General features: G+C 52.1%; 11 protein-coding genes, 1 rRNA gene and 1 riboswitch. Of the genes, 9 read left to right on the top strand and 3 right to left on the bottom strand.

Going from position 1 to position 14,638, the window contains the following annotated elements; translation table 11 throughout:
• Nucleotides 1-96 precede the first annotated feature (96 nt).
• On the bottom strand, nt 97-1,248 hold the full coding sequence (argE, locus tag OGY83_RS02460; RefSeq protein WP_079939345.1) for an acetylornithine deacetylase: 1,152 nt from the start codon (nt 1,246-1,248) through the stop codon (nt 97-99).
• 155 nt (nt 1,249-1,403) lie between these two features.
• Between argE and argC the strand changes: the two genes are divergently transcribed.
• From argC to oxyR, 4 genes are all read left to right on the top strand, one after another.
• On the top strand, nt 1,404-2,408 hold the full coding sequence (argC, locus tag OGY83_RS02465) for an N-acetyl-gamma-glutamyl-phosphate reductase (RefSeq protein ID WP_286635168.1): 1,005 nt from the start codon (nt 1,404-1,406) through the stop codon (nt 2,406-2,408).
• Between the two features lie 10 nt (nt 2,409-2,418).
• Nucleotides 2,419-3,192 carry an acetylglutamate kinase gene (gene argB / locus OGY83_RS02470; RefSeq protein ID WP_191213588.1) on the top strand — a complete coding sequence of 258 codons (774 nt, stop codon included), beginning with the start codon at nt 2,419-2,421 and terminating at the stop codon, nt 3,190-3,192.
• Between the two features lie 108 nt (nt 3,193-3,300).
• The gene (argH, locus tag OGY83_RS02475) at nt 3,301-4,671 is read left to right on the top strand and encodes an argininosuccinate lyase (RefSeq protein ID WP_123269159.1); all 1,371 of its coding nucleotides are present in this window, start codon (nt 3,301-3,303) and stop codon (nt 4,669-4,671) included.
• 333 nt (nt 4,672-5,004) lie between these two features.
• Nucleotides 5,005-5,922, top strand: a complete 918-nt coding sequence (oxyR, locus tag OGY83_RS02480) for a DNA-binding transcriptional regulator OxyR (protein ID WP_008787060.1) — start codon at nt 5,005-5,007, stop codon at nt 5,920-5,922.
• Here oxyR and sthA read toward each other — a convergent pair.
• The gene (gene sthA, locus OGY83_RS02485; RefSeq protein ID WP_003028860.1) at nt 5,905-7,305 is read right to left on the bottom strand and encodes a Si-specific NAD(P)(+) transhydrogenase; all 1,401 of its coding nucleotides are present in this window, start codon (nt 7,303-7,305) and stop codon (nt 5,905-5,907) included. The two genes, oxyR and sthA, sit on opposite strands and share 18 nt — an antisense overlap.
• A 191-nt stretch (nt 7,306-7,496) precedes the next feature.
• On the opposite strand from sthA, the gene fabR reads away from it, so the two are divergent.
• Nucleotides 7,497-8,132: an HTH-type transcriptional repressor FabR gene (gene fabR, locus OGY83_RS02490; RefSeq protein WP_003028862.1), complete on the top strand. Its 636-nt coding sequence runs from the start codon at nt 7,497-7,499 to the stop codon at nt 8,130-8,132.
• A gap of 15 nt (nt 8,133-8,147) precedes the next feature.
• Nucleotides 8,148-8,507 carry a YijD family membrane protein gene (locus OGY83_RS02495; RefSeq protein ID WP_003825114.1) on the top strand — a complete coding sequence of 120 codons (360 nt, stop codon included), beginning with the start codon at nt 8,148-8,150 and terminating at the stop codon, nt 8,505-8,507.
• Nucleotides 8,508-8,588: 81 nt separating this feature from the next.
• Here the strand turns inward: OGY83_RS02495 and trmA are convergent, their stop codons facing one another.
• A complete protein-coding gene (trmA, locus tag OGY83_RS02500) occupies nt 8,589-9,689 on the bottom strand; it encodes a tRNA (uridine(54)-C5)-methyltransferase TrmA (RefSeq protein WP_286635171.1) in 1,101 nt (366 codons plus the stop codon).
• Nucleotides 9,690-9,804: 115 nt separating this feature from the next.
• Nucleotides 9,805-9,991: riboswitch (cobalamin riboswitch) on the top strand.
• Nucleotides 9,992-10,056: 65 nt separating this feature from the next.
• Between trmA and btuB the strand changes: the two genes are divergently transcribed.
• The 3 genes from btuB to OGY83_RS02515 all read left to right on the top strand — a co-directional run bounded on the left by btuB (nt 10,057) and on the right by OGY83_RS02515 (nt 14,628).
• Nucleotides 10,057-11,913: a TonB-dependent vitamin B12 receptor BtuB gene (gene btuB / locus OGY83_RS02505; RefSeq protein WP_003825100.1), complete on the top strand. Its 1,857-nt coding sequence runs from the start codon at nt 10,057-10,059 to the stop codon at nt 11,911-11,913.
• The gene (gene murI, locus OGY83_RS02510; protein WP_003825097.1) at nt 11,858-12,709 is read left to right on the top strand and encodes a glutamate racemase; all 852 of its coding nucleotides are present in this window, start codon (nt 11,858-11,860) and stop codon (nt 12,707-12,709) included. The genes btuB and murI overlap by 56 nt, the downstream gene beginning before the upstream one ends.
• Nucleotides 12,710-13,086: 377 nt before the next feature.
• Nucleotides 13,087-14,628 (top strand): 16S ribosomal RNA (locus OGY83_RS02515).
• The last annotated feature ends 10 nt before the right edge of the window (nt 14,629-14,638 follow it).

Consider the following 14,638-nt stretch of genomic DNA (forward strand, 5'->3'; position numbering starts at 1 on the left):
GTTATTTAATTCACATCCAATCAAATAAGCGTTGCTTATGGAAATGTTAAAAAATCGCCCCGCTTACCACTAAAGGATTAGCGGGGTGACAGGCAGTTAATGCCAGCAGAAATGATGCACAACCTGGGTGATTAATTCGCGGGTTGGCTTAATAAAGCGCGTTTCCAGATATTCATCCGGCTGATGCGCCTGATTAATAGAACCTGGACCCAATACCAGCGTCGGGCAAAGCGTTTGGATAAATGGCGCTTCGGTGCAGTAGTTCACCACTTCAGTCTGTGCGCCCAGCAGTTTCTCAACCACCTCTACCAGTTGATGGTCAGGTGGACACTCATAGCCTGGAATCGGCGGATGCAGTTCCGATACGGTCAGGCGACCCGGCCAGCGTTCGCTGACAGGGGCCAGCGCTTCGTTAAGTAACCCATTGAGATCGTTTAGCGTCATACCTGGTAGCGGGCGAATATCCATATGCAGTTCGCAGCAGGCGCAGATTCGGTTGGCGGCGTCGCCGCCGTGAATGTGGCCCAAATTTAGCGTCGGGTACGGGACGGTAAAGGCATCATGGTGATAGCGCGCTTTCAGGTCATCGCGCAGATGCATGATATGGCCGATCGCATCATGCATCAGTTCAATCGCATTGACACCACGCGCCGGATCGCTTGAATGACCTGACTGTCCCAGAATGCGTATCGCATTAGAGATATGACCTTTGTGTGCGCGAACCGGTTGCAGTGAAGTGGGTTCGCCAATAATCGCGCAGTCTGGGCGCAGAGCAGTGGTTTCAGAGAAGTAGCGAGCTCCCGCCATGCTGGTCTCTTCGTCAGCAGTGGCCAGAATGTAGAGGGGCTTTTTCAGCTGCGTGACGTCGACATCACGCAACGCATCGAGGATAAAGGCGAAGAAGCCTTTCATGTCCGCCGTACCCAAACCATAGAGCTTATTGTCATGCTCGGTCAGGGTGAACGGATCGCGTGTCCAGCGTCCGTCGTCAAAGGGTACGGTATCGGTATGGCCCGCCAACAACAGACCACCCGCGCCCTGTCCAATGCTCGCCAGCATATTGAATTTATTTCGCGTATCGGGAACCGGCTGGACCTCCACATTGAAACCTAAATCTTTAAACCAGCCCGCCAGCAGAGTGATTAAACCTGCATTGCTTTGATCGAGCGCTTCTTCGGTAGCGCTAATCGATGGCGTGGCAATCAGAGCGCGGTAAATCTCGATAAATGGCGGTAAATTGTTTTTCATTGTTGACACACCTCGGGTCATGATAGTATCAATATTCATGCAGTATTTGTGAATAAAAATACATTAACGTTGAGCGTAATAAAACCCACCAAGTGTAAGGTGAGGTGATAAAGGCTTATACCTGGCAACAGAATCTAAGAAGGTGAGCAGCCCCGATGTTGAATACGCTGATTGTGGGCGCCAGTGGCTATGCCGGCGCAGAGCTTGTGACCTATGTAAATCGCCATCCTGATATGACCATAACCGCTTTGACCGTCTCAGCGCAAAGCAATGATGCAGGAAAATTAATCTCCGATTTGCATCCGCAGTTGAAAGGTATTGTCGATTTACCGTTGCAGCCAATGTCAGATATCAGCGAGTTTAGCTCAGGGGTGGATGTTGTGTTTCTCGCAACGGCTCATGAGGTAAGTCATGACCTGGCTCCGCAGTTTTTGCAGGCCGGTTGCGTGGTGTTTGACCTCTCTGGCGCGTTTCGCGTAAATGACGGCGCGTTCTATGAAAAATATTATGGTTTTACCCATCAGCACCCCGATCTGCTGGAGCAGGCAGTTTACGGGCTGGCGGAGTGGAACGCTGACAAGTTGAAAGAAGCGAATCTGATTGCTGTGCCGGGTTGTTACCCGACGGCGGCGCAGCTTTCGCTGAAGCCGTTGATTGATGCCGGGCTGTTGGATCTCAGCCAGTGGCCGGTAATTAATGCGACCAGCGGCGTGAGCGGCGCGGGCCGTAAAGCGGCTATCTCTAATAGTTTTTGCGAAGTAAGCCTGCAACCGTATGGCGTGTTTACCCATCGTCACCAGCCGGAAATCGCCACTCATCTGGGGGCTGAAGTGATTTTCACCCCGCATCTGGGCAACTTCCCGCGCGGAATTCTGGAAACTATCACTTGCCGCCTTAAAGCGGGCGTAACCCATGCACAGGTGGCTCAGACGCTGCAACAGGCGTATAGCGATAAACCGCTGGTGCGTCTGTATGACAAAGGGGTTCCGGCGCTGAAGAATGTGGTTGGATTACCATTCTGCGATATCGGGTTTGCCGTACAGGGTGAGCATCTGATCGTGGTGGCGACGGAAGACAACTTATTGAAAGGCGCGGCGGCACAGGCGATGCAGTGCGCAAATATTCGTTTTGGCTTTGTCCAAACGCAGTCTCTTATTTAAGGGTGCAACAATGAATCCATTAATTATCAAGCTGGGCGGCGTTTTACTGGATAGCGAAGAGGCGCTGGAGCGCTTGTTTACCGCACTGGTGAATTATCGTGAGTCGCACCAGCGCCCGCTGGTCATTGTGCACGGTGGCGGCTGCGTGGTCGACGAACTGATGAAGCAGCTGAATCTGCCGGTGAAAAAGAAAAATGGTCTGCGCGTCACGCCTGCCGATCAAATTGACATTATTACCGGTGCCCTGGCGGGAACGGCGAATAAAACTTTGCTGGCCTGGGCGAAAAAGCATCACATCGCGTCCGTGGGGCTGTATCTTGGCGATGGCGACAGCGTAAAAGTGACGCCGCTCGATAAAGAACTGGGTCATGTTGGACTGGCGCAGCCGGGTTCGCCTAAACTGATTAACACGCTGCTGGAAAACGGTTTTCTGCCGATAGTGAGCTCTATTGGCGTCACTGATGATGGTCTGCTGATGAACGTGAATGCCGATCAGGCTGCAACGGCGCTGGCGGCAACGCTGGGTGCGGATCTGATCCTGCTCTCTGATGTGAGCGGTATTCTGGATGGCAAAGGCCAGCGCATTGCCGAAATGACTGCGGCGAAAGCGGAACAGCTGATTGAACAGGGCATCATTACCGATGGCATGATTGTGAAGGTGAATGCGGCGTTGGATGCCGCGCGTACGTTGGGCCGTCCGGTGGATATCGCCTCCTGGCGTCATGCAGAGCAACTTCCGGCGTTGTTTAACGGCACGCCAATCGGTACGCGTATTCTGGCTTAACTATTAATGTGCCGGATGGCGGCTTCGCCTTATCCGGCCTATGTGGGTTTTGTAGTCCCGGTAAGCGCAGCGCCACCGGGCAAAAATATCATATTAAGGAAATTCGTTATGGCACTTTGGGGTGGGCGTTTTACACAGGCAGCAGATCAGCGGTTCAAACAGTTCAACGACTCGTTGCGTTTTGACTACCGCCTGGCAGAACAGGATATTGTTGGCTCTGTGGCCTGGTCCAAAGCGTTGGTAACGGTCGGTGTACTGACTGCCGATGAACAGCTGCAGTTGGAAGAGGCGCTGAATAACCTGCTGGAAGAGGTTCGCGCGAATCCTCAGCAGATTCTGCAAAGCGATGCCGAAGATATTCATAGTTGGGTGGAAGGTAAGCTGATTGATAAAGTCGGCCAGCTTGGTAAAAAACTGCATACCGGGCGTAGCCGTAATGACCAGGTCGCGACCGATCTCAAGCTGTGGTGTAAAGACACGGTTATCGAATTACTGTCGGCCAATCGTCAGTTGCAAACTGCGCTGGTGGTGACGGCGGAGAATAACCAGGACGCCGTCATGCCGGGTTACACCCACCTGCAACGTGCGCAGCCGGTGACGTTTGCTCACTGGTGCCTGGCCTATGTTGAAATGTTGGCGCGTGACGAGAGCCGTTTGCAGGATGCGCTCAAACGCCTGGACGTCAGTCCGTTAGGCTGCGGCGCGCTGGCGGGTACGGCGTATGAAATCGATCGTGAGCAGTTGGCGGGCTGGTTGGGCTTTGCCTCGGCAACGCGCAACAGCCTGGACAGCGTTTCTGACCGTGACCACGTGCTGGAGCTACTCTCCGACGCCTCTATCGGCATGGTACACCTGTCGCGTTTTGCTGAAGATCTGATTTTCTTTAATACCGGCGAAGCGGGCTTTGTTGAGCTGTCCGACCGTGTGACTTCCGGTTCATCTCTGATGCCGCAGAAGAAAAACCCAGATGCGCTGGAGCTGATCCGTGGCAAATGTGGTCGCGTGCAGGGTGCGCTGACTGGCATGATGATGACCTTAAAAGGCCTCCCGCTGGCATACAACAAAGATATGCAGGAAGACAAAGAAGGGCTGTTCGACGCGCTCGACACCTGGCTGGACTGTCTGCATATGGCCGCGCTGGTGCTGGATGGCATCCAGGTGAAACGTCCGCGTTGTCAGGAAGCGGCGCAGCAGGGTTATGCTAACGCCACTGAGCTGGCGGATTATCTGGTGGCGAAAGGCGTCCCGTTCCGCGAAGCGCACCATATTGTGGGGGAAACGGTGGTCGAGGCGATTCGTCAGGGCAAACCGCTGGAAGCGCTGTCACTCACTGACTTACAAAAGTTTAGCCAGGTGATCGGCGATGACGTTTACCCGATCCTCTCGTTGCAATCGTGTCTGGATAAACGTGCAGCGAAAGGTGGCGTTTCGCCGCAGCAGGTTGCGCAGGCGATCGACTATGCGAAGGCACGCCTGTAGGCCGGATAAGGCGAAGCCGCCATCCGGCAATGTGCGCCGTTCTGCCTGATATCACTACGCTTATCAGGCCTACCAAACCATAACCCGGCCGAGCTTTGCGACGCCGGGCTTTTTTATGCAAAAAAAATGCGGACGCAAGGTCCGCAAAAGTTCACGTTGGCTTTAGTTATTTCGAGTATGAGAGAAACTCTCAAAACGGACAGTAGCTTCAAGGGTTAAAGGGGTACCGTTCCGTTTCTGTGGTGCATTATTAAACAGAAAGCTTGATAGGGATAATCGTTCGTTGCTATGCTACCTATCGCTACGAACTATCGTGGCGATGGAGGATGAATAATGAATATTCGTGATCTTGAATACCTGGTGGCGCTAGCCGAACATCGTCACTTCCGACGAGCGGCAGACTCCTGTCACGTTAGCCAACCAACGCTGAGCGGGCAGATCCGCAAGCTGGAAGATGAGCTTGGCGTCATGTTGCTGGAGCGTACGAGTCGCAAGGTGCTGTTCACCCAGGCCGGTTTGCTGCTGGTGGATCAGGCGCGCACCGTGCTGCGCGAGGTCAAAGTGCTCAAGGAGATGGCAAGCCAACAAGGCGAGACAATGTCTGGCCCGCTGCATATTGGTTTGATCCCAACGGTGGGGCCATACCTGCTGCCGCATATTATTCCGATGTTGCACCAGACCTTCCCAAAACTGGAAATGTATCTCCATGAAGCGCAGACACATCAGCTGTTGGCGCAACTGGATAGCGGTAAGCTCGACTGCGTCATTCTGGCGCTGGTCAAAGAGAGTGAGGCGTTCATCGAAGTACCGCTATTTGATGAGCCTATGATGCTGGCGATCTATGAAGATCACCCATGGGCAAATCGTGACTGTGTACCGATGTCCGATCTGGCGGGTGAAAAACTGCTGATGCTGGAAGATGGCCACTGCCTGCGCGATCAGGCGATGGGCTTCTGCTTTGAAGCGGGTGCTGATGAAGATACCCATTTCCGGGCAACCAGTCTGGAAACGCTGCGTAACATGGTGGCGGCAGGAAGCGGTATTACCTTACTGCCTGCGCTGGCCGTTCCGCCGGAGCGTAAGCGTGATGGTGTCGTTTATCTGCCATGCATTAAACCCGAACCGCGTCGTACGATTGGCCTGGTGTACCGTCCTGGTTCGCCGCTGCGCAGCCGTTATGAACAGCTGGCAGAGGCCATCCGTGGATCAATGGATGGCCATTTCGACAGTGCGTTAAAACAGGCGGTTTAAGCCGTTTAGCGCCGCTACCCGATAGGCTTCTGCCATGGTTGGGTAGTTAAAGGTGGTGTTAACGAAGTACTCGATAGTGTTACCACCACCTTTTTGCTCCATTATCGCTTGTCCGATGTGAATAATTTCGGCCGCGCGCTCCCCAAAGCAGTGGATCCCCAAAATCTCTTTGGTTTCGCGATGGAACAGGATCTTCAGCGTTCCGACACTCATACCCACGATTTGCGCGCGTGCCAGATGCTTAAACTGGGCGCGGCCAACTTCGTAGGGAACTTTCATTGCCGTGAGCTGCTGTTCGGTTTTACCAACGGAGCTGATTTCCGGAATGGTATAAATCCCGGTTGGGATATCTTCGATCAGATGCGCGGTGGCTTCGCCTTTTACCAACGCCTGGGCGGCAATGCGTCCCTGGTCGTAGGCCGCCGATGCCAGGCTTGGATAACCGATCACATCCCCTACGGCATACACGTGCGGCAGCGCCGTCTGGTACATGCTGTTGACCTTCAACTGTCCGCGGCTGTCGGTTTTCAGACCAATATTTTCCAGCGCCAGCGAATCGGTATTACCGGTACGGCCATTGGCGTACAACAGGCAGTCAGCCTTCAGTTTCTTACCGGATTTCAGGTGCATGATGACGCCGTCATCGCAGCCTTCAATCTTCTCGTACTCTTCGTTGTGGCGAATGACCACACCGCTGTTCCAGAAGTGGTAAGAGAGCGAGTCGGACATCTCCTGATCGAGGAATGCCAGCAGACGATCGCGGGTGTTGATTAAATCAACTTTGACGTCCATTCCACGGAAGATCGACGCATATTCACAGCCAATGACCCCCGCGCCATAAATCAGCACATGGCGGGGTTCGTGGTGCAGGCTCAGGATAGAGTCGCTGTCGTAAACCCGGGGATGCGAAAAATCGACATCAACAGGTCGATAAGGACGTGAGCCGCAGGCAATAACGAACTTATCTGCGGTCAGCGTTTCCACCGTACCGTCGTGACATTCCAGGGCAATCGTGTGTTCATCAACAAAACGGGCATTCCCCTGCAAAATTTCGCAGTGATTGCGCTCGTAAAATCCTTGCCGCATACGCGTTTGCTGATTAATAACGTTATCAGCGTGGTTGAGAATATCGGCGAAAGAAGAACGAAGGAGTCGGGAGTGGTCGCTGTACAGTGGGTTCTGATTGAATTCAATAATGCGGCTGACGGCGTGGCGGAGAGCTTTCGACGGGATGGTGCCCCAGTGGGTACAACCTCCGCCGACGTTATGATAGCGCTCAATCACCGCGACGCGCGCTCCTTGCTTAACCAGACCCATTGCCGCGCCTTCGCCGCCGGGACCGGAACCTATTACTATTGCATCGTAATCGTAAGAATGTGACATGGTCAGGCTTACCTGTTCTTATACATAAAAGCAACAGAATAGTAACATCGTTGTTGAGATAACCCAATTATCGTTGTGCTTTTTTGCGAACTCGAAGCACAAACTGCGCGTAAACAATCATTCACAAAGCCATGCCAACCGCCTAATCTCTGGTATAGTGCCAGCAAGGTATGTGGAAGGATTCAGACATCGTGATGGGCGTTAGAGCGCAACAAAAAGAAAAAACCCGGCGTTCGCTGGTAGAAGCCGCATTTAGTCAACTGAGCGCTGAGCGCAGTTTTGCCAGTCTCAGTTTACGCGAAGTTGCTCGTGAAGCGGGCATTGCGCCAACCTCGTTTTATCGCCATTTCCGCGATGTGGATGAACTCGGCCTGACGATGGTGGACGAGAGCGGTCTGATGCTGCGTCAGTTGATGCGCCAGGCGCGCCAGCGTATTGCGAAGGGCGGGAGTGTGATCCGCACCTCGGTCTCAACATTTATGGAGTTCATCGGCAACAATCCCAACGCCTTCCGTTTATTATTGCGCGAGCGTTCGGGGACATCCGCAGCGTTTCGTGCAGCGGTCGCTCGTGAAATTCAGCACTTCATTGCGGAACTTGCGGACTATCTGGAACTCGAAAACCATATGCCTCGTGCGTTTACTGAAGCGCAAGCCGAAGCCATGGTAACCATTGTGTTCAGCGCCGGGGCAGAAGCACTGGATGTTGGCGCCGAGCAGCGTCGACAGCTGGAAGAGCGGCTGGTATTGCAACTACGCATGATCGCGAAAGGCGCATTTTATTGGTACCGCCGTGAACAAGAGAAGATGACGCACCACTCCGAGTAACGAGAAGGACAAGCAATGAAACAGTCAGGTCAAGATAAAGGTACGCTGCTGCTGGCGCTGGTTGCTGGCTTATCGATCAATGGTACATTTGCGGCGCTGTTTAGCTCCATTGTGCCATTCTCAGTATTCCCGATCATTTCGCTGGTGCTGACGGTGTATTGTCTGCATCAACGCTATCAAAATCGCACCATGCCTGTGGGATTGCCGGGCCTGGCTGCCGCCTGCTTTATCCTCGGCGTTCTGTTGTACAGCACAGTGGTACGCGCTGAATATCCGGATATTGGCTCTAACTTCTTCCCGGCGGTACTGTCTGTAATTCTGGTGTTCTGGATCGGCTTTAAAGTGCGTAACCGTAAGCAGGAAATAGCGGAGTAACAGTTATAGCTGTAGGCCGGATAGGGAAAGCCGCTATCCGGCAATCTGAACAGGCAGTGCTTATCCGGCCTACGTTCAGTCTTATTTCTTCGTTAACAGTACTCCGCACTCCATATGGTGCGTATACGGGAACTGATCGAACAGAGCCAGACGTGAAACAGTGTGCGTCTGGCTTAACGTTTCCAGGTTCTTACACAATGTCTCCGGATTGCAGGAGATGTACAGAATGCGCGGATACGCCTGCACCATTTTCTCCGTTTCGCTGTCCAGACCGCTGCGCGGTGGGTCAACGAAGATAGTTTCACACTGGTAACTCTTCAGATCGATCCCCTGCAAACGGTTAAATTCGCGAACGCCGTTCATTGCCTGAGTAAATTCTTCGGCCGCCATGCGGATAATTTGTACGTTATCAATATGGTTAGCCGCAATGTTGTACTGTGCAGCAGCAACGGATGGCTTGGCGATTTCAGTGGCCAGCACGCGGTTGAAGTTTTGTGCGAGGGCTAACGAGAAATTGCCATTGCCGCAGTACAGTTCAAGCAGATCGCCTTTTGACCCCCTGGTGACATCAATCGCCCATTCCAGCATCTGAATATTCATGGCGGCATTCGGCTGGGTGAAGCTGTTTTCAACCTGCCGATAGATAATCTCTTTACCCGCCACCGGTAAGCGTTCGTCAATATAGTCCTGATCCAGCTCGATTTTGGTTTTGGTTGCCCGGCCAATCAAATGCACATTCAGGTTTTTCGCCCGCAGCGCATCCCGCAGTGCTTCGGCTTCCTGACGCCATTCATCATCCAGCTTTTTATGGTACAGCATCGATACCACCGCCTGATCGCTCAGGGTCGTGAGGTAATCAATCTGGAACAGTTTGTGGCGCAGGATGTGGTTATTGCGAACGCCGTCGATCATTGCCGCCATCAGCGTATTGATAAGCTCGCTGGCCGCCGGGAAGCTGTCAACACGGATACGGTTTTTGGTCTGGCTGTCGAACATGATGTGGTACAGATCATCACCGTCATGCCACAGACGGAATTCCGCGCGCATACGGTAGTGGCTGACCGGTGAGCGAAACACTTCCGGAGCCTGTGCATAAAATGGCGTCATTAAGCTCTGCAGACGCACCACTTTTTCAGCTAACTGTGCGTCGTACTGTTCTGTCGGAAGGTGTTCGGGGGTCATGATGCGTCCTGAAAAATAAAAGTACGCGGGGATTGTAGGGATTGCTCAACAGATGTCCAGTCATTGATGATTTCCGATATTGTGATGCGTGGTCTGGACAGTGGGTTGTAACAAACTGTAGCATCCGTTTTCCGGTCCTGTGAGTTAAAAGGGAATCCAGTGTGAATCTGGAGCTGACGCGCAGCGGTAAGGAAGGTAGGGGATGAGCGCACCTGGTGCAGACACTGCGGCATGCCGTGGGAAGTTATCGTCTCTTTAAGTTGCCTCCAAGCCCGAAGACCTGCCGGCTAACGTCGCATCTGGCTTTCATCATCGCGTACTATCGGTGGGACCTGCGGCATCCTTCTTATATTGTGGATGCTTTACAATGATTAAAAAATCGTTGCTGTGCACGGCACTGTCCGTCACGGCATTTTCTGGTTGGGCACAGGATACTAGCCCAGATACTCTCGTCGTTACTGCCAACCGTTTTCAGCAGCCTGTTAACACTGTGCTGGCACCTACTGAAATTGTGACACGCGAAGATATCGATCGTTGGCAATCAAAAGATCTGACTGATGTGATGCGTCGTCTGCCTGGTGTGGATGTTGCGCAAAATGGGGGGATGGGACAATCCAGTAATATCTATATCCGTGGTGCAGAAGCGCGCCATACTTTGGTTTTAATTGATGGCATTCCTTTGGCAAAGTCGGGAATCACAGGTATTGCCGATTTTAGTCAAATCCCCCTCTCTTTGATTCAACGTATTGAAATGATTCGTGGCCCGCGCTCGGCAGTCTATGGTGCGGATGCAATTGGCGGTGTTATCAATATCATTACCCAGAATACGCAACCCGGCGGTAAAGTTCAGGTTGGGGTGGGGTCTAATCATTACCAGCAATACGATGCGAGTCTGCGTCAGGAGCTTGGCGAAGATACACTGGCGACGATTGCTGGCTCTTTCACTGATACAAAAGGCTACAACGTTCAACCCGATTCATCATATTCGGGAGATAGTGACCGTGATGGCTTCCGTAATAAGACATTTTGGGCTGGAGTGACCCACAAATTCACTGACGAATTATCCGCTTTTGTTCGTGGTTATGGTTATAGCAACAATACGGACTATGATGCAGGCTATAAAGATGGGGGTGATGAGCACCAGGTTTACAACCACACCTATGAAACAGGACTTGCATGGAATAATGATTTTTACTCCACACAACTTACTGGTAGTTATCAGAAATATAAAGACTATAACTATTCCAGTACGCAAGGCTTGTATCAAGCAGGGACCACGCTTGATGATATGACGCAGAAAAACGTCCAGTGGGGCAACAGCTTCATAGTAGGGAAAGGAACGGTTAGTGCGGGTATTGACTGGCAACAACAAAAACTGACATCAGTTGATACGTATAACTCTAATGATTATAAGCGTGATAACACCGGTTATTATCTGACTGCGCAACAAAAGGTGGATACGGTAACTCTTGAAGGCGCGCTACGTGGAGATGATAACGAACAATTTGGTTGGAATGGCACCTGGCAAACAGCAGTAGGCTGGGAGTTTGTACCTGATTACCAAGTAACAATTTCCTATGGCACAGGATTCCAGGCGCCTACACTGGGGCAAATGTATGGCCAAAGCCGTTTGTATATTACCCCTAACCCTAATTTGGAAGCCGAGAAATCAGGTCAATTTGAAGTCGGATTACAAGGGTTGACAGGACCGGTTAACTGGCGGCTTGCGGCATACCAGAACAAAATTAAAAATCTGATTGATTATTACTCCCCAGATAACGGTATGACAGGGGTGTACTACAATACCCAGTCAGCAACGATTAAAGGTGTAGAGTTAACAGGAGACTTTGATACTGGGCCAGTGACGCATCGTATTAGCATGGGTTATCTTGACCCGCGTCGGGATTCTGATAATGAAGTCTTGGCTCATCGTTCCCGTCAGCAATACAAATACCAACTGGATTGGACGATGCTCGGCTTTGATATGGATTTGTCCTATCAATATTATGGCAAGAGTTACAATAATAACTCGAATCAGTTTTCCAGCACACAGCGTCGTATGCCGTCGTATAGCCTGTTAGATATCTCTGCCTCATATCCAATCACCTCACAGCTGACAGTTCGTGGTAAAATCGCCAACCTGTTCGATAAAGATTACGAGACAGTTTATGGCTACGCAACTGCAGGACGGGAATACACCTTGTCTGGCAGCTACACCTTCTGATCCCCGTCCCACCGTGCTGGTGTTTGATTCCGGCGTCGGTGGGTTGTCGGTCTATGACGAGATCCGGCGTCTTCTGCCGGATCTCCACTATATCTACGCTTTCGACAACGTCGCCTTTCCTTATGGAGAGAAGAGCGAGGAGTTTATCGTCGAGCGTGTTGTTGAGATTGTGACTGCAGTCCAGCAGCGCTATCCCCTCTCTCTTGCGGTCATCGCATGTAATACAGCAAGCACGGTGTCGCTTCCTGCATTACGTGAGAAGTTTGCTTTCCCGGTTGTGGGCGTGGTGCCTGCGATTAAACCGGCGGCGCGGCTCACGGCGAATGGCATTGTGGGGTTACTGGCTACACGTGCAACGGTGAAGCGCTCGTATACCCATGAGCTGATTGCGCGATTCGCTAACGAATGTCAAATTGCAATGTTGGGTTCTGCTGAGCTGGTGGAACTGGCGGAAGCGAAACTGCACGGTGAAACAGTTTCTCTGGAAGAGCTGCGCCGCATTCTACGTCCATGGTTGCGGATGTCGGAACCGCCTGACACGGTGGTGCTCGGCTGCACTCATTTCCCTCTATTACAGGAAGAGCTTTTGCAGGTTCTTCCAGAGGGGACGCGGCTGGTTGATTCTGGTGCCGCGATTGCGCGCCGTACGGCCTGGCTATTAGAACATGAAGCGCCAGATGCGAAATCAACCGATGAGAACGTTGCATTTTGTATGGCAATGACGACAGAAGCCGAGCAATTATTGCCCGTGCTACAGCGCTATGGCTTTAAAACGCTCGAAAAACTGTCAGTTTAAGTGGTTTTGGTGAAAAAATACGCACTCGGAAGATTATTTTAAATTTCCCCTTGTCAGCCTGAAATAACTCCCTATAATGCGCCTCCACTGACACGGAACAACGGATTACAAGCCGCCGGGTCAGCGGGGTTCCACTGAGAATCTCGTAGAGAAAAGCAAAAATAAATGCTTGACTCTGAATGAGGAAAACGTAATATACGGGACCTCGCGACAGAGCGCTAAAGCGCGTCGCAACTGCTCTTTAACAATTTATCAGACAATCTGTGTGGGCACTCGAAGATACGGATTCTTAACGTCGCAAGACGAAAAATGAATACCAAGTCTCTGAGTGAACATACGTAATTCATTACGAAGTTTAATTCACGAGCATCAAACTTAAATTGAAGAGTTTGATCATGGCTCAGATTGAACGCTGGCGGCAGGCCTAACACATGCAAGTCGAACGGTAGCACAGAGGAGCTTGCTCCTTGGGTGACGAGTGGCGGACGGGTGAGTAATGTCTGGGAAACTGCCCGATGGAGGGGGATAACTACTGGAAACGGTAGCTAATACCGCATAACGTCGCAAGACCAAAGAGGGGGACCTTCGGGCCTCTTGCCATCGGATGTGCCCAGATGGGATTAGCTAGTAGGTGGGGTAACGGCTCACCTAGGCGACGATCCCTAGCTGGTCTGAGAGGATGACCAGCCACACTGGAACTGAGACACGGTCCAGACTCCTACGGGAGGCAGCAGTGGGGAATATTGCACAATGGGCGCAAGCCTGATGCAGCCATGCCGCGTGTATGAAGAAGGCCTTCGGGTTGTAAAGTACTTTCAGCGAGGAGGAAGGTGTTGTGGTTAATAACCGCAGCAATTGACGTTACTCGCAGAAGAAGCACCGGCTAACTCCGTGCCAGCAGCCGCGGTAATACGGAGGGTGCAAGCGTTAATCGGAATTACTGGGCGTAAAGCGCACGCAGGCGGTCTGTCAAGTCGGATGTGAAATCCCCGGGCTCAACCTGGGAACTGCATCCGAAACTGGCAGGCTAGAGTCTTGTAGAGGGGGGTAGAATTCCAGGTGTAGCGGTGAAATGCGTAGAGATCTGGAGGAATACCGGTGGCGAAGGCGGCCCCCTGGACAAAGACTGACGCTCAGGTGCGAAAGCGTGGGGAGCAAACAGGATTAGATACCCTGGTAGTCCACGCCGTAAACGATGTCGACTTGGAGGTTGTGCCCTTGAGGCGTGGCTTCCGGAGCTAACGCGTTAAGTCGACCGCCTGGGGAGTACGGCCGCAAGGTTAAAACTCAAATGAATTGACGGGGGCCCGCACAAGCGGTGGAGCATGTGGTTTAATTCGATGCAACGCGAAGAACCTTACCTACTCTTGACATCCAGAGAACTTAGCAGAGATGCTTTGGTGCCTTCGGGAACTCTGAGACAGGTGCTGCATGGCTGTCGTCAGCTCGTGTTGTGAAATGTTGGGTTAAGTCCCGCAACGAGCGCAACCCTTATCCTTTGTTGCCAGCGGTTCGGCCGGGAACTCAAAGGAGACTGCCAGTGATAAACTGGAGGAAGGTGGGGATGACGTCAAGTCATCATGGCCCTTACGAGTAGGGCTACACACGTGCTACAATGGCATATACAAAGAGAAGCGACCTCGCGAGAGCAAGCGGACCTCATAAAGTATGTCGTAGTCCGGATTGGAGTCTGCAACTCGACTCCATGAAGTCGGAATCGCTAGTAATCGTGGATCAGAATGCCACGGTGAATACGTTCCCGGGCCTTGTACACACCGCCCGTCACACCATGGGAGTGGGTTGCAAAAGAAGTAGGTAGCTTAACCTTCGGGAGGGCGCTTACCACTTTGTGATTCATGACTGGGGTGAAGTCGTAACAAGGTAACCGTAGGGGAACCTGCGGTTGGATCACCTCCTTACCTTAAAGAA

This window comes from Citrobacter sp. Cpo090 (assembly GCF_030332665.1).
GTDB classification, from domain to species: Bacteria; Pseudomonadota; Gammaproteobacteria; order Enterobacterales; family Enterobacteriaceae; genus Citrobacter; species Citrobacter portucalensis.